The 22,949-nt window shown below is 54.5% G+C and carries 18 protein-coding genes; 2 read left to right on the top strand and 16 right to left on the bottom strand.

Annotated features, from left to right (window positions below; translation table 11 throughout):
* Position 1 precedes the first annotated feature (1 nt).
* On the bottom strand, positions 2-2,230 hold the full coding sequence (locus KXR87_RS08975) for an EAL domain-containing protein (protein ID WP_437431917.1): 2,229 nt from the start codon (positions 2,228-2,230) through the stop codon (positions 2-4).
* 338 nt (positions 2,231-2,568) lie between these two features.
* On the opposite strand from KXR87_RS08975, the gene KXR87_RS08970 reads away from it, so the two are divergent.
* The gene (locus KXR87_RS08970; RefSeq protein WP_437431916.1) at positions 2,569-2,760 is read left to right on the top strand and encodes a YfgG family protein; all 192 of its coding nucleotides are present in this window, start codon (positions 2,569-2,571) and stop codon (positions 2,758-2,760) included.
* A 40-nt stretch (positions 2,761-2,800) separates the two neighbouring features.
* Here KXR87_RS08970 and KXR87_RS08965 read toward each other — a convergent pair whose 3' ends face one another.
* From KXR87_RS08965 to guaB, 5 genes are all read right to left on the bottom strand, one after another.
* Positions 2,801-3,451: a LysE family translocator gene (locus tag KXR87_RS08965; RefSeq protein WP_437431915.1), complete on the bottom strand. Its 651-nt coding sequence runs from the start codon at positions 3,449-3,451 to the stop codon at positions 2,801-2,803.
* 43 nt (positions 3,452-3,494) lie between these two features.
* Positions 3,495-4,301 (bottom strand): AraC family transcriptional regulator, encoded by an 807-nt coding sequence (locus KXR87_RS08960; protein WP_437431914.1) that lies wholly within the window; start codon positions 4,299-4,301, stop codon positions 3,495-3,497.
* A gap of 12 nt (positions 4,302-4,313) precedes the next feature.
* A complete protein-coding gene (locus KXR87_RS08955) occupies positions 4,314-6,287 on the bottom strand; it encodes a tetratricopeptide repeat protein (protein WP_437431913.1) in 1,974 nt (657 codons plus the stop codon).
* A gap of 245 nt (positions 6,288-6,532) precedes the next feature.
* Entirely contained in the window at positions 6,533-8,110 is a 1,578-nt protein-coding gene (gene guaA / locus KXR87_RS08950; protein WP_437431912.1) for a glutamine-hydrolyzing GMP synthase, read from the bottom strand.
* Positions 8,111-8,172: 62 nt separating this feature from the next.
* Positions 8,173-9,639 carry an IMP dehydrogenase gene (gene guaB / locus KXR87_RS08945; protein WP_437431911.1) on the bottom strand — a complete coding sequence of 489 codons (1,467 nt, stop codon included), beginning with the start codon at positions 9,637-9,639 and terminating at the stop codon, positions 8,173-8,175.
* Positions 9,640-9,800: 161 nt separating this feature from the next.
* Here guaB and xseA point away from each other — a divergent pair, with 161 nt between their 5' ends.
* The gene (gene xseA, locus KXR87_RS08940) at positions 9,801-11,156 is read left to right on the top strand and encodes an exodeoxyribonuclease VII large subunit (protein WP_437431910.1); all 1,356 of its coding nucleotides are present in this window, start codon (positions 9,801-9,803) and stop codon (positions 11,154-11,156) included.
* 34 nt (positions 11,157-11,190) lie between these two features.
* Here xseA and KXR87_RS08935 read toward each other — a convergent pair whose 3' ends face one another.
* The 10 genes from KXR87_RS08935 to pbpC all read right to left on the bottom strand — a co-directional run bounded on the left by KXR87_RS08935 (position 11,191) and on the right by pbpC (position 22,949).
* The gene (locus KXR87_RS08935; RefSeq protein WP_437431909.1) at positions 11,191-11,406 is read right to left on the bottom strand and encodes a zinc ribbon domain-containing protein; all 216 of its coding nucleotides are present in this window, start codon (positions 11,404-11,406) and stop codon (positions 11,191-11,193) included.
* A 53-nt stretch (positions 11,407-11,459) separates the two neighbouring features.
* Positions 11,460-12,938: a ribosome biogenesis GTPase Der gene (der, locus tag KXR87_RS08930; protein WP_437431908.1), complete on the bottom strand. Its 1,479-nt coding sequence runs from the start codon at positions 12,936-12,938 to the stop codon at positions 11,460-11,462.
* Between the two features lie 124 nt (positions 12,939-13,062).
* Positions 13,063-14,241, bottom strand: coding sequence for an outer membrane protein assembly factor BamB (gene bamB / locus KXR87_RS08925; protein ID WP_437431907.1), 1,179 nt, complete (start codon positions 14,239-14,241; stop codon positions 13,063-13,065).
* A 10-nt stretch (positions 14,242-14,251) separates the two neighbouring features.
* A complete protein-coding gene (locus KXR87_RS08920; RefSeq protein WP_437431906.1) occupies positions 14,252-14,872 on the bottom strand; it encodes a YfgM family protein in 621 nt (206 codons plus the stop codon).
* A gap of 36 nt (positions 14,873-14,908) precedes the next feature.
* On the bottom strand, positions 14,909-16,183 hold the full coding sequence (hisS, locus tag KXR87_RS08915; protein WP_437431905.1) for a histidine--tRNA ligase: 1,275 nt from the start codon (positions 16,181-16,183) through the stop codon (positions 14,909-14,911).
* A 93-nt stretch (positions 16,184-16,276) separates the two neighbouring features.
* Positions 16,277-17,395 carry a flavodoxin-dependent (E)-4-hydroxy-3-methylbut-2-enyl-diphosphate synthase gene (gene ispG, locus KXR87_RS08910; protein WP_437431904.1) on the bottom strand — a complete coding sequence of 373 codons (1,119 nt, stop codon included), beginning with the start codon at positions 17,393-17,395 and terminating at the stop codon, positions 16,277-16,279.
* A 26-nt stretch (positions 17,396-17,421) separates the two neighbouring features.
* The gene (gene rodZ, locus KXR87_RS08905) at positions 17,422-18,390 is read right to left on the bottom strand and encodes a cytoskeleton protein RodZ (RefSeq protein WP_437431903.1); all 969 of its coding nucleotides are present in this window, start codon (positions 18,388-18,390) and stop codon (positions 17,422-17,424) included.
* Positions 18,391-18,680: 290 nt separating this feature from the next.
* Positions 18,681-19,847, bottom strand: a complete 1,167-nt coding sequence (locus tag KXR87_RS08900; protein ID WP_437431902.1) for a bifunctional tRNA (adenosine(37)-C2)-methyltransferase TrmG/ribosomal RNA large subunit methyltransferase RlmN — start codon at positions 19,845-19,847, stop codon at positions 18,681-18,683.
* 186 nt (positions 19,848-20,033) lie between these two features.
* Positions 20,034-20,465 (bottom strand): nucleoside-diphosphate kinase, encoded by a 432-nt coding sequence (ndk, locus tag KXR87_RS08895; RefSeq protein ID WP_437431901.1) that lies wholly within the window; start codon positions 20,463-20,465, stop codon positions 20,034-20,036.
* 159 nt (positions 20,466-20,624) lie between these two features.
* Entirely contained in the window at positions 20,625-22,949 is a 2,325-nt protein-coding gene (gene pbpC / locus KXR87_RS08890; RefSeq protein ID WP_437431900.1) for a peptidoglycan glycosyltransferase PbpC, read from the bottom strand.

Raw genomic sequence — 22,949 nt, 5'->3', positions numbered from 1 at the left:
GTCAGGCCGCCTTATGCTGGACAGCCAGACTTTCCAGCGGCTCCGGTTTACCTATCAAAAATCCCTGAAGATAATCGATACCCAGCGCGATAGCCGCGCTGCGTATCTCTTCACTTTCGACATACTCGGCCACCACCAGCATCCGTTTCATGCGCGCCAGATGACAGATAGAGGCCACTATCTGGTAATCCAGACTATTGGAGACAATGTTGCGAATAAAACTGCCATCGATTTTAAGGATGTCGGCATTCACATTTTTCAGACGGGCGTAACTGGCATAACCGGTTCCAAAATCATCAATCGCCACTCTGCAGCCCATCTTCTGCAGCTGCGCCAGCGTCTGGTTAGCCTGCTGAATATTGGAGAGTGAATTGCTTTCAGTAATTTCAAAAATGAGCTGCCAGGCTTCAATATTATATTTCTGCAGTAGAGACCCAATGTCAGGTGAGAACTGAGCCCGGCAGACGGAGGTCGGCGACAGGTTGATGGCAAAACGCTGGCCGCGTAACGCCTCCCGGTGCGAGGCCATAAAACTCAGGACGTGCTCAACGACCCATAAATCTATACGTGAGGAGAGGCCAAATTCATGGGCAATTGGCAGGAAGTCATCAGGGTGAATGTACTCGCCGTTCTCCTCGTTCATACGCAGTAAAATTTCGTGGTAATCATCCCCCCGCATACCCGTGATCGGCTGCACCATCAGGCTGAACCTGTTTTCTTCCAGCGCACGCTGCAGACGGCTCATCATATCCACCTTGCTCTTCAGGCTGCGCTGCAGATTTACCGCACCACGCTGCTGCAAACTTTCCGGGTGATTGGTCGCCAGCGACAGGTCCGCAATGGTGCTGAGCTCTCCCAGCAGTAAATAGAGATGCTGCACCGGCGAGCGCACATAGCAGTAGCTCATTCCAACCTGGGGCTGCAAAGGCATAGCGTCCCAGTCAAAACGAAACAGCTTAATACGCTGATCCAGTTCATCTATACGGCTCTGGTGGGATTGGGAATGCAAACGGATCGCAAGGTCATACCCTGTCAGTAGAAAAACGCCTTCCCCTTGTCCCAGCATCGGGCGTAACCACTCCGCCAGTTTTTGCTTGTACTGAATGCGCAACAGGATACCGTAATTACGACCCAGTAGTTCAAGCTCAGGAATTCGCAACAGGCACACCACCGACCAGGGCGAGTCAGCCAGGGCCCGGCTTAACGCCCGCAGGTTAGGCATATGGACTATCGGATCCAAAAAGGCCAGACGCCGCGCGCGCTCATGAAGCTGCCGCTGCCGTGTGGCAAGCAGGGCCACGCTAAGGATGATAACGGTGTAGACCAGGTAGCAGGACGATGCGATAGCCAACTGCACTTCATACCTTGCATAGGCGGGCAGATAACGAAAGTAGTAGTGGATGAAAACCGTCAGCAACAGCGCCCACAGCAGCGACATCAAACGATAGCCGAAGCGCATTGAACCCCAGAGCATCACCGGAAGCAGTAGTGACAGGGTGTAATTGGTGCTAAAAATCGAACTATTTTCTGTCATTGGCATCAGCAATAAAATGACCATCCCGGCCACAATAGCCCCCCATGTAACGAACTCCGCACGGGTCACTTTGGGATCAAATTCATTGCGCAGTTGCGAAAACCAACTTCGCAGATAGCGAGGGTGATGAAATACGCGAATGAGTAAATAGCTAAGCGGCGTGCCAATCATGGTTCCCACCAGCATAGCCTGATAATCAATAAGCAGATGCGTATCAAAGGTTAATGTATTGGTATTACTTAACGCTGTATCGTATAACGACAGCCAGATAATAAACTGCAGAATAATGATGTAGAGCGTAGCCGGGCAAAACACCTGCCAGAATAAACGTTGAGCAAAAAGTCTGGCGTCGCTATAGGCTATATTTTGCCGTCGGGTAACAAACACCCGATAGCCGCCCCAACTGAGCAGCGCCGGCACCAGTAAATGCAGCGACTGTGCAATAAGTTGCCCTGGTTCATCAGGAGTAAACAGCAATACCACCCCCAGCATAATGCCCGGCAGTGCCGCCAGTCCGTAGACCACCAGCATAGCCATGATGATGCCCAGCGGCAGATAGAAAAGCACGACGCCTTCGCCAGCAACCGTAGTCCAGGTATTTGCCAGGCTAAAAACGGAAAGTAACAGGCTGGGTAAAAGGAGGGGCAGCGCCCACCATTTATCTTTAATTCGGCGGTATTTTTTTATGAAAGTCATAGATGCTCGGTGAAACCCAGGATCCTGCGGGGCATTTTCAGACAGGCATCCGACCCGACTGTTCATGTTTAACGCGATAAATGAGCTGGAATTTTAGTTCTGAACCGCAAGTTATAATTGACGCACGTCAAACAAAACACCGCAGCTTAATTAATAACGCCACTTTTTATCGTCCGGGGCGAATTTAGCATTTACGCGATAAATATTTAATTTTTTTATATAAATCTGCGGAATATTTTTTATTGCCTCGTTTTTATGTGGTGATGAATTGACCTTATCGGCACTCTGTGACTTAATGTCCCCGTCGCCCTTCAACAGGGCTTATCCAGGGAAACATTGTGAGTCAGGCAACCCCTATGCGAAAACGACATCGATTTGACAGTCGCATGACCCGTATCGTACTGCTTATTAGCTTTATCTTTTTCTTCGGCCGCTTTATCTACTCCTCCATCGGGGCCTGGTATCATCATCAGGATAAGCTCCAGTCGCAACAAATCAGTCAGCCTGTCGTCTCTTCTGCAGAGCGTTAACGTCCTGTTTTAGCATTCACATGCTTTTGCGTCTCTGTCGCTATGCAGCTGTTTGACGCAGCATTGCAGCAATCATCAGCAGGCCAAACCCGCTGAGAACGGCGCCAGCAATGCGTTCAATGATGTGAATGCATGACGCGACGCGTTTTTGCACCATCGCATGCCCTGCCAGTGCCGCCACCAGCAGATTCCAGACAAGAACCGCAAGACTCATCCACACGGCGGAAAATATCTGCTGGGGGAGCGTTACCGATGCCCCCAGAATCGACGTCATCAGTGCCATATAGAAGAGTGCATTTTTAGGATTGAGCAGTGCTGAGCTCAGCCCAAGCAGGCACTGCTTACCCGCAGAAGGGCGTGCCTGCGCCGTCGCATTAAACGTTATCGCCTGTTTACGACTGCGCAGCAGGTGGCTGCCAATCCAGATTAAATAAAGCGCGCCGGCGATTTCAATCAACCGGAATAACAGCGCATGTGTCTGCAACATATTCCAGCCAAAGAGAGCAATCAGGATATAGCACGCGTTTCCCAGCGCGATGCCCACCCCAATTCCTGCACTTCCGCGCAGACGATAGCGGACGGCATAACCTGCCTGTAAGAAGAAATCCGGGCCAGGGCTGACCAGCGCCACAAAATGCGACAGGGCGAGAAGGGGAAACGCTGCGGGAATAAACTGCGAAACAAATGACATAGTGACCTCCGGTAAAAACGGTCACTGTAATGAAGTCGTTGCGCTATTTATTGTCGGATATTGATCGCCCCCGCGCGTACTGACGCGGTGTCGATGCCGTAAAGCTCACAAAGGTGCGGTGAAAATGGCTTTGATCCGAAAAGCCGCTCTGATAGCCGACGTCGGTAATGTCGCCCCCTGCCCTCAGGCATGATCTCGCAAACTCAATACGGGCATTGTTCAGCCAGGCGCCGGGCGTCAGCCCTGTCGCCTGTTTAAACTGGCGGATCAGCGTCTCTTTACGCAGAGAATAGTGGCCTGCCAGCCTGTCAAACGACGGTGCAACGGTAAAATCTGCCTGTAGAGCCAACTGCATGTCATAAAAAGCGTGTTGAGGTTGAGGACGAGCGGTGAGCCCTGGCACTTTTAGCAGCAGTTCACGCACGGCAGTGGATAATAACTCGATGTTGCCTTCGATCATCAGTTCAACGATCCGCTGATATGCTGCAAAAAGAGACGGATGGTGAATAAGCGTTTGATCGCAACACAGCGTCTCTTCAGGGGCCGCGCCGAGCTGCGCCAGGCACCATGCCTTATCGATATAAAGCATATGATAACTGCGCGGAATGCCCGCGACCGGATTACAACTGTGGGCCACTTCCGGGGCAATCACCACAAGCTCGCCCGGACGCAGATGATACGTCTGCCCGTCGCAACAGGTCAGGGTATCCCCTTCCACTATCGCGCCAATCGACAGCTGCGCATGCTGATGCAGCTTGTAGGCCTGCAGGCTTTGCCGGGTCGTGCGTAGCTCAATCCAGGGCGCGAGCCCGGAGCGCCAGAACGCTTGTTCAATGTTCCGCGTACTCATTGTGCCCCTCGATTATTCAGTGATGCGTCCAAGCCAGGCCGCGTAGTCCGCGCGGGTCTCTGCTGGCAGGGCTTCCCGGTACGCATTCAGTTCTTCCTGCATGCCGAATATTTTCCATACCAGCGGCGCCAGTTTCTCACAGGGAGTACCTGATGCGCTCTCCAGCAGCGCCAGCGTGCGCTTTTTATATTCCGCCAGCACCTCGGACTGATAATCACAGGCTTTACTGAGCCCGGAAAGATACATCAGTTTTGGCACCTCCGCCTGGGGCCATTGCAGCGCCATGTTGAGCGGCCACTCCAGCATTGAACGCTCGCCCCATAGCGCGGCACGCGGAACATAGTTGTTGGCTACCATCGTCAGGGTAAAGGCCTGGCCCAGCTCAGCAAGGTAGATATTCATCGCCTCAGCTGACGGGCGAGTATAGAACGCATCGAGAGCCTGCGTAACAGGCCCACCCATTTTCGCCAGCAGACGCTGCTCAAGCTCAAGCACCCATGCGCCCAGTTCAGCCTGAGGTACGGTCGCACTCTCAACGGCGCATTTTTCCCGCAGGCGACAATCCCAGAGCGAGAGAGTGAGCTGCCACTGGCGTTGATCCCCTTCCCCTTCGCACCCAAGCTGTCCGGTAACAAAGTACTTCATTGACGGGGGAACGAGATCGAAGAGTTCATTCCCGTCTGTTTCATGGGTCGAGAGCACCGGTCCCAGACCTGCGGCAACCTGGAAATAGCACCGGGCGGCAAAGGGAGTCCAGTAGTGAGCGGCTTCTGCCAGGTATAACGGAATAGCGCGGGTGAGCCTTCCGACATCATCCTCGCGCTGCGACTCGGCAGGCTTTGTCTCATCGGTAATTTTACTGAGCGCAAAGAAACCGACAATGTCTGCCTCCTCGGGTTTTTGCCCGAATAGCCAGTCGGCTTTATAGAGACCGTAATGCCAGATGGGCTGCGAGAGCGCCAGCGTACTGATTTCCACCTGAGCAGGATCGGTGGGAACACCCTGCGCACCTTGTTCACGCATTTGCTGAAAAGCCTGGGCGAATGCATCCAGATGCTGCTTGAGCGGCGGATATTCAAGCGCATACATTCGGCTTAACAACCGTTCACCTGCATCAGGGTTACCCAGCTCCTGATAAGCGCGCAGCAGATTCATGCCCGCCATCGGATCGTGACGATGCTCATCATAAACGGGGGCGATCAGGTCGACAAGCAGGGGTATTTCACCGTTCCTGCCCAGATCGCCTGAGATCATCATAAGCGAGCTGCCGTCGTACCTCCCTCCCGCCAGCACCTCGTCATAGAGCGTTTTCGCCGCCGCCACGTTTTTCTGTTCCAGGTAGTGCCGCGCCAGCCACAGCTGGGCGCGCCATGCCCCCGGCAGCGCCGCAACGGTTTTAAGTCCCGCTACGTACCCCGCAGTTCCTTCCCGCTCCTCTTTTAAAGAGGCCCACCAGAGTAAGCCATTGTCCTGATTCGGGTCGGCTTTAATGGCCTGCCAGAGCAGCGCGTCGGCGCGGGCACTGTCGCCACGTTCAGCGTAGACTTTCGCCAGATTGGTCAGCAGGGTTCCCGTGGGACCGGCTTTATCGATTCCCGCGTTTAGCGTCGCTTCGGCCTCGTCATGCAGGTTGTTTTGCATCAGTACAATGCCCTGAAGCGTATGACTGCGTTCAGGGTTATCATCGATTGCGACCAGCCGCGCCGCCGCAGGAAGAAGGTCAGTAGCAAAACCGTCGTTCAGCCCGGCCAGAATGGCATCGTAAAGTTCGGCCGGATCATCCCACTTCTGCTCAAGCCCCGGCAGAAAAACCTTTTCTCGCCAGTCGCTTCGGGTGATATGCATCTCCCGCCCGTTGGCGTCATAAGCAACAATACGCTCTTCCTGCGGCGGTTGCGCCTCTACGGGATGAGCCTGTTCAGGTTCAACAGGGGCCTGCGATTTATCTTTTTGGCCGGTCAGGCCGGAGAGCAGTTTTTTAAACATAGCGCGTGTCTGCCGAGTGAGATGAGCCGAAAGTCCGTGTTCCCTTTCGCGCACGATGCCGATGGGATGCGCTGAACACTCAGCCAAAAAGGGTGGCACAAAAGGCAGGCTTCGTCTAATGCCAGCAATGGGGGGTCGGCCGGTAAGGGTGTCTGGGCACGATGCGGCCCAGGTAGAAAAAAACACCAGCAGCGCGAGGCGTACTGGTGTTTTTATTCAACGTTTATGCGCCGAGGCGAAAACGATTATTCCCACTCAATCGTTGCTGGCGGCTTACCGCTGATGTCATAGACCACGCGGGAAATGCCGTTCACTTCATTGATGATGCGGTTGGAGACGCGGCCCAGGAAATCGTACGGCAGGTGCGCCCAGTGGGCGGTCATAAAGTCGATGGTTTCAACGGCACGCAGAGAGACAACCCAGTCGTACTTACGCCCATCACCCATCACGCCTACGGAACGTACCGGCAGGAAGACGGTGAAGGCCTGGCTGACTTTGTTGTACAGGTCGGCTTTATGCAGCTCTTCAATGAAGATAGCATCGGCACGACGCAGCAGGTCGCAATACTCTTTCTTCACTTCGCCAAGCACGCGCACGCCCAGACCCGGCCCCGGGAACGGATGACGGTAGAGCATGTTGTACGGCAGGCCCAGCTCCAGACCAATTTTGCGCACTTCGTCTTTGAACAGCTCACGCAGCGGTTCAACCAGGCCCATCTTCATCTCTTTCGGCAGGCCGCCCACGTTGTGGTGAGATTTGATGACATGGGCTTTACCGGTGGCGGAAGCGGCGGATTCAATCACGTCAGGGTAGATGGTGCCCTGCGCCAGCCACTTCACATCTTCCAGTTTCAGGGCTTCTTCATCGAAGATTTCCACGAAGACGCGGCCGATAATTTTACGTTTGGCTTCCGGATCGTTCTCGCCCGCCAGCTCGCTCAGGAAGCGAGACTCACCTTCAACATGAATGATGTTGAGGCCGAAATGGTCGCCGAACATGTCCATCACCTGCTCTGCTTCGTTCAGACGCAGCAGGCCATTATCCACGAAGACACAGGTCAGGTTTTTACCGATAGCGCGATGCAGCAGCATGGCGGTGACGGAGGAGTCCACGCCGCCGGAGAGGCCGAGGATCACTTTGTCGTCACCCACCTGCGCACGAATACGTTCGATAGCATCGTCGATGATTTTTGCCGGCGTCCACAGGGCTTCGCACTGGCAGATATCGATAACGAAACGCTCGAGCATGCGCAGGCCCTGGCGGGTGTGGGTCACTTCCGGGTGGAACTGCACGCCATAAAAGCGTTTTTCTTCGTTAGCCATAATGGCGAACGGACAGGTTTCCGTGCTGGCAACGGTCACGAAGTCAGACGGGATCGCCGTGACTTTATCGCCGTGGCTCATCCAGACGTCCAGCAGCGCTTTACCGTCGGAAGTCAGGGAGTCTTCAATACCGCGAATCAGCGCGCTGTCGGTCTGAACTTCCACCTGTGCGTAGCCGAACTCACGCTCGTGAGAGCCTTCAACGTGGCCGCCGAGCTGCATGGCCATGGTCTGCATGCCGTAGCAGACGCCGAATACCGGTACACCAGCTTCGAAGACATACTGCGGGGCTCGCGGGCTGTTCTCTTCAGTGGTGCTTTCCGGACCACCGGAAAGAATGATGCCGCTTGGGTTAAATTCGCGGATCTGCGCTTCGGTGACATCCCATGCCCACAGCTCACAGTAAACGCCGAGCTCACGCACGCGGCGGGCAACCAGTTGCGTGTACTGCGAACCGAAATCAAGGATAAGAATGCGATGTTTATGAATGTTTTCCGTCATTGACGCTAATTCCGAGGCAAGTGAAACAAAATCGCCCGGCATAAAGCCGGGCGTGGAAACGATCAGGAACCCATACGGTAGTTAGGCGATTCCTTGGTGATGGTTACATCATGGACATGGCTTTCCTGAATACCCGCACCGCTGATGCGCACAAATTCCGCTTTCGTCCGCAGCAGATCAATGGTGCCACAGCCGGTCAGCCCCATACAGGAGCGCAGGCCGCCCATCTGCTGGTGAATGATCTCTTTCAGGTAGCCCTTATAGGCCACGCGGCCTTCGATGCCTTCCGGTACCAGTTTGTCGGCGGCATTGTCGGTCTGGAAGTAGCGATCGGAGGAGCCTTTGGACATCGCGCCCAGAGAGCCCATACCGCGGTAGGATTTATAAGAACGGCCCTGGAACAGTTCGATTTCGCCTGGCGATTCTTCGGTACCAGCCAGCATGGAGCCAACCATCACCGCAGCAGCACCCGCTGCAATGGCTTTGGCGATGTCACCTGAGAAACGGATACCACCGTCAGCGATAACCGGGATGCCGGTGCCTTCCAGCGCTTCTACTGCATCGGAAACCGCAGTAATTTGCGGAACACCCACACCCGTCACGATACGGGTAGTACAGATGGAGCCCGGGCCGATACCAACTTTCACCGCGCTGCAACCGGCGTCTGCCAGAGCGCGAGCGCCTGCGCCTGTTGCTACGTTGCCGCCAATGATTTGCAGATCAGGATATTTCGCACGGGTTTCACGAATACGTTGCAGCACACCTTCGGAGTGACCATGTGAGGAGTCAATCAGCAGGACGTCAACGCCTGCGGCAACCAGCGCATCAACACGCTCTTCGTTACCCGCGCCCGCGCCAACTGCCGCACCTACACGCAGACGGCCATGCTCATCTTTACAGGCGTTGGGTTTACGTTCCGCTTTCTGGAAATCTTTCACGGTGATCATGCCGCGCAGGTGGAAGCTGTCGTCAACGACCAGGGCTTTCTCAACACGCTTTTCGTGCATTTTCGCGAAGACAACCTCACGATTTTCGCCTTCACGCACGGTGACCAGACGCTCTTTCGGCGTCATATATACGCTCACCGGCTGGTTCAGATCGGTCACAAAACGCACGTCACGTCCGGTGATGATCCCCACCAGCTCGTTATCTTCCGTCACCACCGGGTAACCGGCAAAGCCGTTACGCTCGGTCAGCGCTTTGACTTCGTGCAGCGTGGTGCCTGGCAGTACGGTCTGCGGGTCGGTCACAATACCGGATTCATGTTTCTTCACGCGCTTCACTTCTTCAGCCTGGCGCTCGATAGACATGTTTTTGTGAATAAAGCCGATGCCGCCTTCCTGAGCCAGGGCGATAGCCAGGCGCGCTTCCGTTACAGTGTCCATCGCTGCGGAGAGCATTGGAATGTTCAGGCGAATGGTTTTAGTAAGCTGCGTGCTGAGATCGGCAGTATTCGGCAGAACGGTGGAATGAGCGGGAACGAGGAGGACGTCGTCAAACGTCAGGGCTTCTTTAGCGATACGTAGCATGGGCAATATCTCTGACCTGGGGGTGGTTAAATATTGCCGTGGCATTATACAGAGCGTAACCGATTGCTTCCACATTTTTTTAAGAAAAATACTTGCGCTCACGGGTGAGCGGGTTACTATCGACTGAATAACTTGCTGATTTAGAATTTGATCCAGCTCACATGTTACCTTCCCAGAGTCCCTCAATTTTTACCGTAAGCCGTCTCAATCAAACGGTTCGCAGCCTGCTGGAACGCGAAATGGGCCAGGTCTGGATCACGGGCGAAATCTCCAATTTCTCGCAGCCCTCATCCGGCCACTGGTACTTCACGCTAAAAGATGACACCGCCCAGGTACGCGGAGCAATGTTCCGTAACAGTAACCGTCGGGTGACGTTTCGTCCTCAGCACGGCCAGCAGGTGCTGGTGCGGGCATCGGTCACACTGTATGACCCCCGCGGCGATTATCAGATAATTGTTGAGAGCATGCAGCCAGCGGGTGAAGGGCTGCTGCAACAAAAATATGAGCAGCTGAAGGCCGCGCTTTCCGCGGAAGGCCTGTTTGATCAGCAGTTCAAACAACCGCTCCCCTCGCCTGCCACCTGCATTGGTGTGGTGACGTCGAAAACCGGTGCGGCTTTGCATGATATTTTGCATGTGCTTAAACGCCGCGATCCGTCGCTGCCGGTGGTGATTTATCCAACGCCGGTTCAGGGGGACGATGCGCCCGCGCAAATTGTTCGTGCCATAGAACTGGCGAATGCCCGTCAGGAGTGCGACGTGCTGATCGTCGGGCGCGGCGGTGGCTCACTGGAAGATTTATGGAGCTTTAACGACGAACGTGTGGCACGCGCCATCTTTGCAAGCGCAATACCGGTAGTCAGCGCAGTGGGTCATGAAACGGACGTCACCATCGCCGACTTTGTCGCCGATTTACGTGCGCCTACGCCGTCGGCGGCAGCCGAGATGGTCAGCCGTAATCAGGCTGAACTGGCTCGCCAGCTTCAGGCCGCACAGCAGCGTCTGGAGATGGCGATGGATTTCTACCTGGCTAATCGCACTAAACGCTTTACGCAGATAAACCACCGCCTGCAGCAACAGCATCCGCAACTGCGCCTGGCGCGTCAGCAAACCATCCTTGAGCGTTTACAGCAGCGCATGCGCAACGCGCTGGACACTCGCTTCCGTCAGGCATCGCTGCGCCAGCAGCGCGTAACGCAACGACTGAACAGCCACAATCCGACCCCCAAAATTCATCGGGCGCAGACTCGCGCGCAACAGCTTGAATTCCGTCTGGCCCAGGCCGTTGGGTCGCGAATGAGCCAGACGCGTGAGCGTTTTGGTTCGGCGATTACCCATCTTGAGGCTGTCAGCCCGCTGGCAACCCTTTCCCGTGGTTACAGCGTGACAACCGCCAGCGATGGCAGGGTGCTGAAGCAAACCGCCCAGGTGCATAAAGGCGATATATTGACCACGCGTGTCAACGATGGCTGGCTTGAGAGCGAAGTGAAAACGATCATCCCGGCGAAAAAAGCCTGAAAAAAAAGCCGCATCTCAATGCGGCTTTTTTATTTCAGAGCGGGACGAACGCCACCCGTTTTTTCGATATCAAACCATGACCATGCTGGCAAAAATAATCGACCGCACCGCAGGCTTTCAGGATCTCTAACGGCTGATGGCAGTCCGGGCACAGGGCGTTAACAGGATAATCTTTATCGCAGCCAAAACAGTGTGCGTGGGTGCCAACCAGTTCGAGCGGGTTATGACAGGTTGGGCATTTGAGTTCCATACATATCCTCCCAAAGTTCAGCGCGCCCGGCACAAATCTGCGGGCGCTAAAACTTACTTACTCTTTTTGATATGCTTAATCAAACGTTTACGCTTACGCATCTGGTTCGGCGTCAGGGTATTGCGTTTATTCGCAAACGGGTTCTCGCCTTCCTTGAACTGAATGCGGATAGGCGTACCCATGACGTCCAGCGATTTACGGAAGTAGTTCATCAGGTAACGTTTGTACGAATCCGGCAGGTCTTTCACTTGGTTGCCGTGAATCACCACGATCGGCGGGTTATAACCACCGGCATGCGCATACTTCAGTTTGACACGGCGGCCACGCACCAGCGGCGGCTGGTGATCTTCTTCAGCCATCGTCATGATACGGGTCAGCATCGCCGTACTCACGCGGCGTGTGGAGCTGTCATAAGCTTCGCGCACCGATTCAAACAGATTCCCCACCCCGCTGCCGTGCAGTGCAGAGATGAAGTGAACGCGCGCGAAGTCGATAAAGCCCAGACGGAAATCGAGGGTCTCTTTTACCTGCTCACGCACTTCATTGCTCAGACCATCCCACTTGTTTACCACGATAACCAGTGAGCGCCCACTATTGAGGATGAAGCCGAGCAGTGAGAGGTCCTGATCGGAAATGCCTTCGCGGGCATCGATGACCAGCAGCACCACATTAGCGTCTTCAATCGCCTGCAGCGTTTTGATCACAGAGAATTTTTCTACCGTATCGGTGATTTTTCCGCGCTTACGCACCCCAGCGGTGTCGATGAGCACATACTCACGCTCATCGCGCTCCATCGGGATGTAAATGCTGTCACGGGTGGTGCCGGGCATGTCATACACCACAACACGATCTTCACCGAGAATACGGTTCGTCAGTGTGGACTTACCTACATTGGGACGACCAACGATGGCGAGCTTAATCGGCAGATCCTGCGGGTTGAAGGCCTCTTCTTCTTCCTCAGGGGCTTCACCGTTCTGCTCAGCTTCAAACTGCGCCCAGTATTCAGCCTCTTCGTCCACTTCCTCTTTCGGATCAAGTTCATCCATCCACGGCAGCAGTACGTGCTCCAGCAGACTCAGAACACCACGACCATGAGAGGCGGCAATCGGATGAATTTCCCCTAAGCCCAGGGCGTAGAAATCAATGATGGCCTGATCGGGGTCAAGGCCATCGGTTTTGTTCGCGACCAGGAAAGTGGGTTTTTCACGTGAACGCAGGTGCTTTGCGATTGCTTCATCAGCAGGCATCAGCCCCGCACGCGCATCCACCATAAACAGCACGACGTCTGCCTCTTCAATCGCCAGCAGCGACTGTTCAGCCATACGCGTTTCGACACCGTCTTCGGTGCCATCAATACCGCCCGTGTCGATACAGATAAACTCACGACCTTCGACTTCTGCACGACCGTACTTACGGTCACGGGTCAGCCCCGGAAAATCCGCCACCAGCGCATCACGGGTGCGTGTTAAACGGTTAAAAAGCGTGGATTTTCCAACGTTAGGGCGCCCGACCAGCGCGACCACAGGTATCATGTTAAAGCCTCATTACTTAAAATTCGAAAACCATGAACGCCGCAGGTTGTGCGACGCTTTAAAAACAGTAAAACGGCCCCTGCAACAGGAGCCGTCTTCGGACGCGTGACTGACTACGCCTGAATTAGCGCGTAATGGAGTACAGTGTACCGTCTTTCGCCTGAATGAGCAGTTTGCCATCAGCTACGACAGGATCGGTCAGGAAACCGGAACTGTCCACTTTTTGCTGAGCCACAAAGTGACCATCCTCAACGTTGATCCAGTGCATGTAGCCTTCGCTGTCGCCCGTAACAATGTAACCATTATACAGCACAGGAGAGGTCAGGTTGCGGTGCAACAGATCGCTTTGCGTCCACAGCGTTACTCCACCGTCAGTGGTGAGCGCCAGCACGCGATCGTTCTGGTCAATCATATAGATGCGGTTGCCATCAACGATGAAATCACTGACTGAACCCAGTTCACGTTTCCACATGATCTGGCCACTGCGCAGATCCATCGCCGTCAGGTTGCCGTTGTACGCCAGAGCATAAACAACCCCGTTAACAATTACAGGGGTGGTATCGACGTCGCTCAGACGATCGATTTCCGTCGGGCCGGTGGCCTGAGAAATACGTTGCTGCCAAATCAGCTGGCCCTGCTGCATCAGAACCGCACTTACACGACCGTTGTCACCGCCAACAATCGCAGCACCAAAAGCGGTTGCCGGGGCAGATTCGCCGCGCAGAGAAAGGGATGGCATGTCGAGGTTAACGGTCCATTTGATCGTACCGGTACCCTCATCAAGCGCCTGCAGCTGACCATTGCTGGTGTGAATGAGCACCAGACCGTCGCTGACAACCGGACGGGATAAAGCCTCACCCGCTACCTGCGTGGTCCAGGCTTCAGAACCATCACTGGTGTTCAGCGCATACACTTTCGCTTTTTCGCTGCCAACGAAAACGTGCGCGCCTGCCACAGTTACACCACCGGAGAGCAGCGCCGGGTTGGTAGAAAACCACCCTGATTTTTCCGCGAGGCTCACAGACCAGATCTCTTTGCCATCGCTTTCGCTAACGGCTTTCACCGTACCATGACGATCGGCAGCATAGACCACGCCGCTCACCAGGGCCGGGTGCAGGTTAGAGTAGAACTCGCCAATACCATTTCCTACCGAGGTACTCCATGCGGTAGTCGGGGTAAACTGGTTTTCAACTGTCGGCAGAGGAGACATTTTCACAACATCTTCTTCGCCATTAAACAGGGAACAACCGCTCAGTAAGGTGACGGACAGCAGCCCAGGCAGAAGTAATTTACGCAATTGCATCGGGTCCCTCTTAGATGGACAAATTATTGATTTTCATCTGCATCATTTCACTCAGCGCAGGGGAAGCGTTATTTTTAACGCCACTTTCCCAAGCGGTGCGCGCACCTTGTTTGTCGCCCTTACTCAGCAGCGCTTCGCCACGCAGGTCAGCAACGATAGCTGCCCAGCCCTCACCTTTCACGCTATCCAGCGTTTTCAGTGCGGCATCCTGCTGCTTGAGCTGAACCTGAATGCGAGCAAGGCGGATATTAATCATACCTTTAAGATTGTCGTCGCTGGTTGCAGCGAGGCCTTGTTGCAGCTGCGCAGACGCTTTTTCGAGCTCGTTACGCTCAACATACTGTTGCGCCAGTTCAAGCGACGCCAGTGCACCATAGGTATTTTTGTTTTCGGCCGCAAATTTCTCTGCGGTGGCGAGGGTTTCAGGTTTATCCGCTTTTAACGCAGAGATGGCATGCTCATACGCTACAGAAGCCGATTGTGCTGATTCGGTTTGATGGCTCGTCCAGTAGCGCCAGCCAACCAGTGCCCCAATACCTAAAATCACCCCAACGGCCAGGGCTTTGCCATTCTCAGCAAAGAAGCGCTTAAGCGCGTCTACCTGGTCGTGATCGTTTTCGTAAATTTCCACGCAGTCCTTCTCCTTAACGATAATTCACCGGGGAGATTAGCCCAGTAGTGTGCGCAAATGCGCCGCAACGCTCTCCTGCGCTACCGTATTTTGCTCACCAGAGCGCAAATCCTTCACCACAACGTTGCCGTCGGCGATTTCAGACTCACCCAGCACCAGTGCGAGCGTAGCGCCCCACTTATCGGCACGAGCAAACTGCTTTTTGAAATTACCGCCGCCGTGGTTCGTCATGAGTTTTACGCCAGGAAACGCATCGCGTACCTGTTCAGCCAGCTGCATTGCAGCAGACTGCGTATTCTCGCCTGACGCGACCAGGTATATATCGACAACAGATTCTGCTTTAAATTCCGGATTAACGGCCTGAACTAATAAAACAAGTCGTTCCAGACCCATCGCAAAGCCAACCGCCGGGGTCGCACGACCGCCGAGTTGTTCCACGAGGCCATCATAACGACCGCCTGCACATACGGTTCCCTGCGATCCCAGACTGCTGGTGACCCACTCAAAAACGGTACGGTTATAATAATCAAGACCACGCACCAGCCGTTGATTCACGGTATAACGAATTCCGGCGGCATCAAGAAAAGCGCAAAGACCTGAGAAGTGCGCTTTCGAATCCTCGTCCAGATAATCGCCCAATGCTGGCGCATCGTTAAGTAAAGCCTGAACGTCCGGGTTTTTGGAATCCAGCACCCGCAGCGGATTGCTGTACATGCGGCGTTTGCAGTCTTCGTCCAGTTTGTCTTTAAACTGTTCAAGATATGCCACCAGCGCTTCGCGGTATTTCGCACGTGCATCCAGGGAACCGATGGAGTTGAGTTCCAGTGTGACGTGGTCAAAAATGCCCAGCTCACGCCACCAGCGCGCCGTCAGCATAATGAGTTCAGCGTCAATGTCCGGTCCCTGCAGGCCAAACACTTCTACGCCCAACTGGTTAAACTGGCGATAACGCCCTTTCTGCGGACGTTCATGGCGGAACATCGGCCCGATGTACCACAGACGCTGTTCCTGATTGTACAGGAGACCATGCTCGATGCCGGCGCGTACGCAGCCCGCCGTACCTTCAGGACGCAGCGTCAGGCTGTCGCCGTTACGGTCCTCAAAGGTATACATCTCTTTTTCAACCACGTCGGTCACTTCACCGATGGCGCGTTTGAATAACGGGGTCTGCTCTACAATCGGCAAACGGATTTCGCTGTAACCGTAGCTGCCGAGCACACTTTTCAAGCTGCTTTCAATGCGCTGCCAGATAACAGTATCGGCAGGCAGATAATCGTTCATGCCGCGAATGGCTTGAATGTTTTTTGCCACGTTTGTTCTCTTTATGAATGCAAAAAATGAACCCTCAAGGCGCCAGGCCTTGCGGGCTCATCATACACGGGAAGCAAGCCGCTTCCCATCACGTTATTTTTCTACCTGATGAATATCAATACGATTCGCTTCATTTAGCATGGAGGCTTTCGCACGAATACGCGCTTCGAGCTGGGCAATCATATCGCTGTTGTCCAGACGATCTTTGCGCACACCGTCTTCGTAAAGACCGCTCTTTTTATTGCCGCCGGTCACCCCGAGGGTGGAAACCAGCGCTTCGCCCGGACCATTTACGACACAGCCAATGATTGAAACGTCCATCGGCGTAATAATATCTTCCAGTCGCTGCTCAAGGGCATTGACCGTTCCAATCACGTCAAACTCCTGACGGGAACAGGTTGGACAGGCGATAAAATTGATGCCACGCGAACGGATGCGCAGCGATTTCAGGATATCGAAACCGACCTTGATCTCTTCAACCGGATCTGCCGCCAGGGAGATACGCAGCGTGTCGCCAATCCCTTCAGAGAGCAGCAGACCAAGACCAATTGCAGATTTTACCGAACCTGCACGCGCGCCACCGGCTTCGGTAATCCCAAGGTGTAAAGGCTGATCGATCTGTTTTGCCAGCAGACGATAAGATTCTACGGCCAGGAAAACATCGGAGGCTTTTACGCTGACTTTAAATTGATCGAAATTCAGCCTGTCCAGGTGATCCACATGCCGCATGGCCGACTCCAGCAGTGCCTGCGGTGTCGGTTCGCCATATTTTTCCTGCAGATCTTTTTCCAGGGAGCCCGCGTTAACGCCGATACGGATAGGAATATTTTTGTCACGTGCGCAATCGACAACCGCGCGAATACGCTCTTCGTTGCCAATGTTGCCCGGGTTGATACGCAGGCAGTCAACGCCATATTCGGCCACTTTGAGCGCTATGCGGTAATCGAAGTGAATATCCGCCACTAACGGAACACTCACCTGCTGTTTGATAAATTTAAACGCTTCAGCTGCATCCATAGTTGGTACAGATACACGAACAATATCCGCACCGACGCGCTCAAGGGCTTTGATTTGGTTAACCGTTGCTTCCACATCCGTGGTACGGGTGTTTGTCATCGATTGAACGGCAATGGGGGCACCATCACCAATCGGTACATTACCAACGTAAATCCGTTTCGATTTCCGACGCTGAATCGGAGCCTGGTTATGCATGAAAAATCTCCCGCCTTGCCCGTCTGTTACTGTGCTGCTGATTGTTCGGCATTGAGGGTCAGACGTGCAACCTGGTTATTTCTGATAAAGCGGCTCAGATCAACAGGTTTTCCCTGATACTGAATCTGAACAGCGGCCGGGGCGCCAATTTTAAGTTTATAAGGTGCCTGACCCGTTAAATTTAAAGAGGCATCTTTGCGCTGCACACCGCTGAATAATTTCTTACCGCTGGCGTCAGTTACTTCAAGCCAGCAGTCGGCCGTAAAGTTCATGACCAGCGCATTAGCATCAACAGAGGGTGCGACGCCCGCCTGGTTGGTAGGCAGCGCAGCGCCATTTGTTGTCGCCGCAGGCGCTGTATCAACCGGAGCCTGTGAAGGTGGAACGACCGGATTGGTATTTGCCGTAGCGGCAGGCGCTGAGGCAGTAGGGGCGGGTGTTTCAACCGGGGTGGAGGCATTATCCTGAACTTCAGCGGGCGCTGTTGCGGTCTCGTTATTCAAGGGGACATTTTGCCCCTCACCACTGGCGTTCAGTTCGGCAGAGGATTGATCGGCCATGGTGGTAATTTCTTCCTGCTGCGCTTTGTGGTTCTGCCACCACCATGCGCCCGTCAGACCCACAACCACAAACAGTACCAACCAGGTGAAACTCATCAGCCAGCCATCGCGTTTTTTGCGACGTTTACCTAACGCATAAGTCTGCATGGGGGCTACTTTCGCCGTCCGGACAGGGGCCTGCTTTTCAATCATAGGCAGCAGCTCTTCTTCCGGGATATGGACAAGACGGGCGTAGGATCGGATGTAACCACGCAGGAATGTTGAAGCCAAATCGGCCGGAGCCTTATCGTCTTCAATATCGCGAACCGTGGAGACTTTCAGACACAGGCGTTCGGCAACCACCTGCTGGCTGAGTCCAAGTTGTTCACGGGCGTTGCGCAGACGAACGCCTGTGGTTTGTGCTTCATGTTGTTCGTTAGTGGCTTCAGTATTCATTCGCTACAACTGCTGGTACGTGTTTTAAGATTCATGCGCGTGTTCGGCCAATGCCTGGCGCACCGCGAAATATCTGGGTCAAATAAACTTAGACCGACAGTATAAGACTGTCAGGCCAGTGATGACAGAACAGCTTTCAGCCCAATTGCTAAGCCATTGTTCCATCATTACATACTGCCTTAAAGTCAGACGAAACGCACCGTAATTATTGACTACGCGAGTCGTTGGAGGCGATTTATTCAGCATAGTTATGCGGCGCTGTAAATTAATTTACCGCGCCGCCAGAATGATCAGAGTGCTTTAACCGCAATCGTCTCGCCCTGCATACGTTTACGAATAGTACGCTTCGTACGATCTATTACGTCACCCGCTAACTGGCCGCAGGCAGCATCAATATCATCACCACGGGTTTTACGAACAATGGTCGTAAAACCGTACTCCATCAGAACCTTGGAGAAACGGTCAATGCGGCTATTGGAGCTTCGGCCGTATGGCGCACCCGGGAAGGGGTTCCAGGGAATCAGGTTAATTTTGCACGGCGTGTCTTTCAACAGTTCGGCAAGCTGATGCGCGTGTTCCGTGCCGTCATTAATATGATCAAGCATCACATACTCAATGGTCACACGGCCCTGATTCGCATTGGATTTCTGCAGGTAGCGGCGTACCGCATCCAGGAACATCGCAATGTTGTACTTTTTGTTCACCGGAACGATTTCGTCACGGATCTCATCATTAGGCGCGTGCAGGGAGATGGCGAGTGCTACGTCAATCATATCTCCCAGTTTGTCGAGAGCAGGCACGACACCGGAGGTAGAGAGGGTGACGCGACGTTTTGACAGACCAAAGCCAAAGTCATCCAGCATGATTTCCATCGCAGGTACAACGTTGGTCAGGTTCAGCAGCGGCTCGCCCATGCCCATCATCACCACATTGGTGATAGGACGCTGTCCAGTGACTTTCGCTGCGCCAATGATTTTAGCGGCACGCCAGACCTGGCCAATAATCTCTGACACTTTCAGGTTACGGTTAAAGCCCTGCTGCGCGGTTGAGCAGAATTTACACTCCAGCGCGCACCCTACCTGGGAAGAAACACACAAAGTGGCACGGTCATCTTCCGGGATGTACACCGTTTCAACACGCTGATCGCCTACGGCAATCGCCCATTTGATGGTGCCATCGGAAGAACGTTGTTCTTCAACAACTTCCGGCGCACGGATCTCGGCGACCTCTTTGAGCTTATTGCGCAGGACTTTGTTGATGTCAGTCATGTCATCAAAGTTATCGCTGCAATAATGGTACATCCACTTCATCACCTGGTCGGCGCGGAAGGGCTTTTCGCCTAAGTGTTTAAAAAACTCGCGCAGCTGCTGACGGTTTAAATCCAGCAGGTTAATTTTTGCATCTTTGTTGGGAATCGTCAGTGCGACGTTCTCAGGCGTGACAATCTGTTCAGACATAATCGTATTCCGGCCTCGTTGTTACACGTTGTGGCCCCTGGAGGGTGGTTGAAAAAAGAAGCGCCCCGGGAGAGCGTCAGCTTCTCTCGGGGCGCTGCATTGTACAAATTCTGGTGTACAGATGCCACGGTTGCACGCGGCATTGACGAAATAAAGTGTAAATGTCCTTACACTTTTCTCAGTCGATCAGCGTGTACGCGGGCAAACTTCACCTTCGGCGAAGAAATAAGCGATTTCGCGTGCGGCAGATTCAACAGAGTCAGAACCGTGCGTGCCGTTCTCGGTGAAGCTGTCCGCATAGTCAGCGCGCAGCGTACCGGCCAGGGCGTTGTCCGGGTTGGTCGCCCCCAGCAGGTCACGGTGACGCTGGACCGCGTTTTCGCCTTCCAGAACAGAAACCACGATCGGGCCAGAGGTCATGAACTCGACGAGGCCGTCAAAGAAGGGGCGGCCTTCGTGCTCAGCATAGAAACCACGAGCCTGTTCAGTGCTCAGGTGCAGCATTTTGGTGCCAACAATTTTAAAACCCGCAGATTCAAAACGAGCAAAGATGCTACCAATAACGTTTTTTGCTACCGCATTCGGCTTGATGATGGAGAAAGTACGTTCAATAGCCATGTTAACCCCTGTAAGTTGTTCTGTTGTCGTACATACATGCGTATGACCTGGCGCGGATTATAATGAGCAACGATGATATTGCCTATGGATATAGGTAACATTTTTTTAAAATAAGACGAGTTTTAGCAACACTCCGCACTAACTCGCTTATTCCGCCATTTATTGCACCGCAAACTGCACGGCCTGTACCTGACCCACATCGTCCATCACCAGTAACTGATACTCACCGGAGGTATCTATCTTCAGGCTGAGCAGACCCGCATGGGTGGATAATGGCTCACCATTTAAGAACCACCAGCGACTGCCCTGCCCGCCGGAAGCCAGCACCGGTAGCGTAACCAGAGTCTGACCGGGAACGCGTTTAATCACCCCGCCTTCACGAATTCCTGACAGTACCAGCGGAGGCGGCGCATTCTCATCCTGAGGCGGGCAGATTGTCGAGCGGGCAGGCAACCGGGCAGCACGTTTTTCCGTAACCGGCAGCCAGGGTTCAAGAGGCAACGGCCAGACGATCATCATTTTCTGTTGCGCATCCGGGCAGTCTGCCGCCACGCGTTGCCCCTGTGCGTTTAGCCAGACAGGGAACCGGATACCTTTCACCCCCTCCTGCTCAGGCATCAGGAGTGTAGGGGGTTGACTGTTGTCGAGTAACCAGGTCGATAACCGGCGGCGGCAGTTGCTGTCGCCGGCAGGGAGGCTTTGCCCACCGGGCCAGCAAATCACTCCACTGCTGACCGATTCTGGGCGTGGATCTTCAGGCATTTTCGCCTGCTCAAGCGCCGAACGCGGTTGCAGCAGGTTATTAACCTGATTCAGCACCGGTACTGCGCTTGCGAAGCCAAACTGCCCGGCAACCGGCGTGCCGTCTGGTCTGCCGGTCCAGACGCCTATCAGATAGCGTCCATTGAGGCCGATGGACCAGGCATCCCGGTAGCCATAACTGGTGCCGGTTTTCCACGCCAGCGGCACCACGCGGGGCAGTGCGCTGTCCGGTAAAGGCTGGGCTTCATTTGCCAGAATCCGGCGGATAATCCAGGCGGCACCCGGCGACATTAAAGGCCGTTCAGTCAGGGGATCGTCAGGCTGCAATCGAAGCTGTCCGGCTTTACCCTGACGGGCAAACGCGCTGTAGGCCGCCGTTATATCCGCCAGTCGTGCCCCTGCCCCGCCGAGGATTAGCGACAGATTAGGTTCTGCTCCCTGCGGTAACGTCAGCGGCAGTCCTGCATTACGCAGCACACCTGCAAATTTTTTCGGTCCATAGGCCTCCAGTACCTGGACGGCTGGAAGATTAAGCGAACGTACCAGCGCCTCGCTCATACTCACCGGCCCGTGAAATCCGCTGTCAAAATTCCCCGGACGATAATCCCCGGTACGACGGGGTACATCCTGCAACAACGAAGCAGGATGGATAAGCCCTTCGTCCATCGCCAGCCCATAGACAAAAGGTTTAAGCACCGATCCCGGTGAGCGAACGGCCGTCACCATATCCACATGCCCAAACCGGCTGTCATCCGAAATATCGGCGGAACCCACCCAGCCACGCACCGTCATGTCAGTGTGATCAACAACAATAATGGCCAGCGAACTGCGCGCCGGAAGCCGTGATTTAACGTTTAACGCCAGCTCTTCAAGCTGCCGTTGCAGGCTGGCGTCCAGGGTCGTGGTTATCTTCTCCCCGGTGTGTTGACTCACCATCATTCTGGAAAAGAGCGGCGCGAGCTGAGGCATCTGTCGGGGTGCCAGCCAGACGGGTTCCTGGCGGGACTCCGCCACCTGTGCCGCACTCCACACGCCCTGGCTCACCATACGATCAAGCACTTTATCGCGCGCCGCCTGTGCCCGTCCCGACCATCTGTCCGGTCGCAGTCGACTCGGTGCCTGCGGCAGCACCGCCAGCAATGCCGCGTCGGCATAGCTCATCTGCGCAGGGGATTTACCCAGATAGGCCCAGCTTGCCGCCCCCACCCCCTGCAGCGTTCCGCCAAACGGGGCGCGGTTGAGATAGAGCGTCAGGATATCGCGCTTGGAGAGATGCCACTCCAGCTGCAATGCGCGCCAGAGCTGGCGGATTTTGCCACCAAACGTGCGCGAATGCGGATCGAGCAGACGCGCCACCTGCATGGTTAACGTGCTGCCGCCGGAGATAACGCGTCCGGCGCGTAAATCCTGCCAGGCGGCACGGAGAACCGAAAAGGGATTGACGCCCGGATGGGTCCAGAACCAGCGATCCTCATACTGGATGAGCGCCTCCAGATAGCGGGGGGACACCTCTTCGATAGTGACCGGATAGCGCCAGATACCGCCGGCATCGGCGAAACGCCAGAGTGGTGTCCCGTCTTTTGCGACAACCACCCGCGCCGGGTTCACCTCAGTAAGCGGTAACGGCCAGATCCTGTCGGCAATGCATACGCACACCAGTAATAAAAGCGGCGCTCCCGCCAGCCAGAGCCAGCGGGAGCGCAGGAGACGCCTGTTTTTCAT

It is taken from the genome of Yokenella regensburgei, from assembly GCF_051486985.1.
In the GTDB taxonomy this organism is placed as follows: domain Bacteria; phylum Pseudomonadota; class Gammaproteobacteria; order Enterobacterales; family Enterobacteriaceae; genus CBFFRJ01.
Note: the sequence above shows the minus strand (reverse complement) of the source record. Positions and strands in the feature narration are given on the sequence as shown.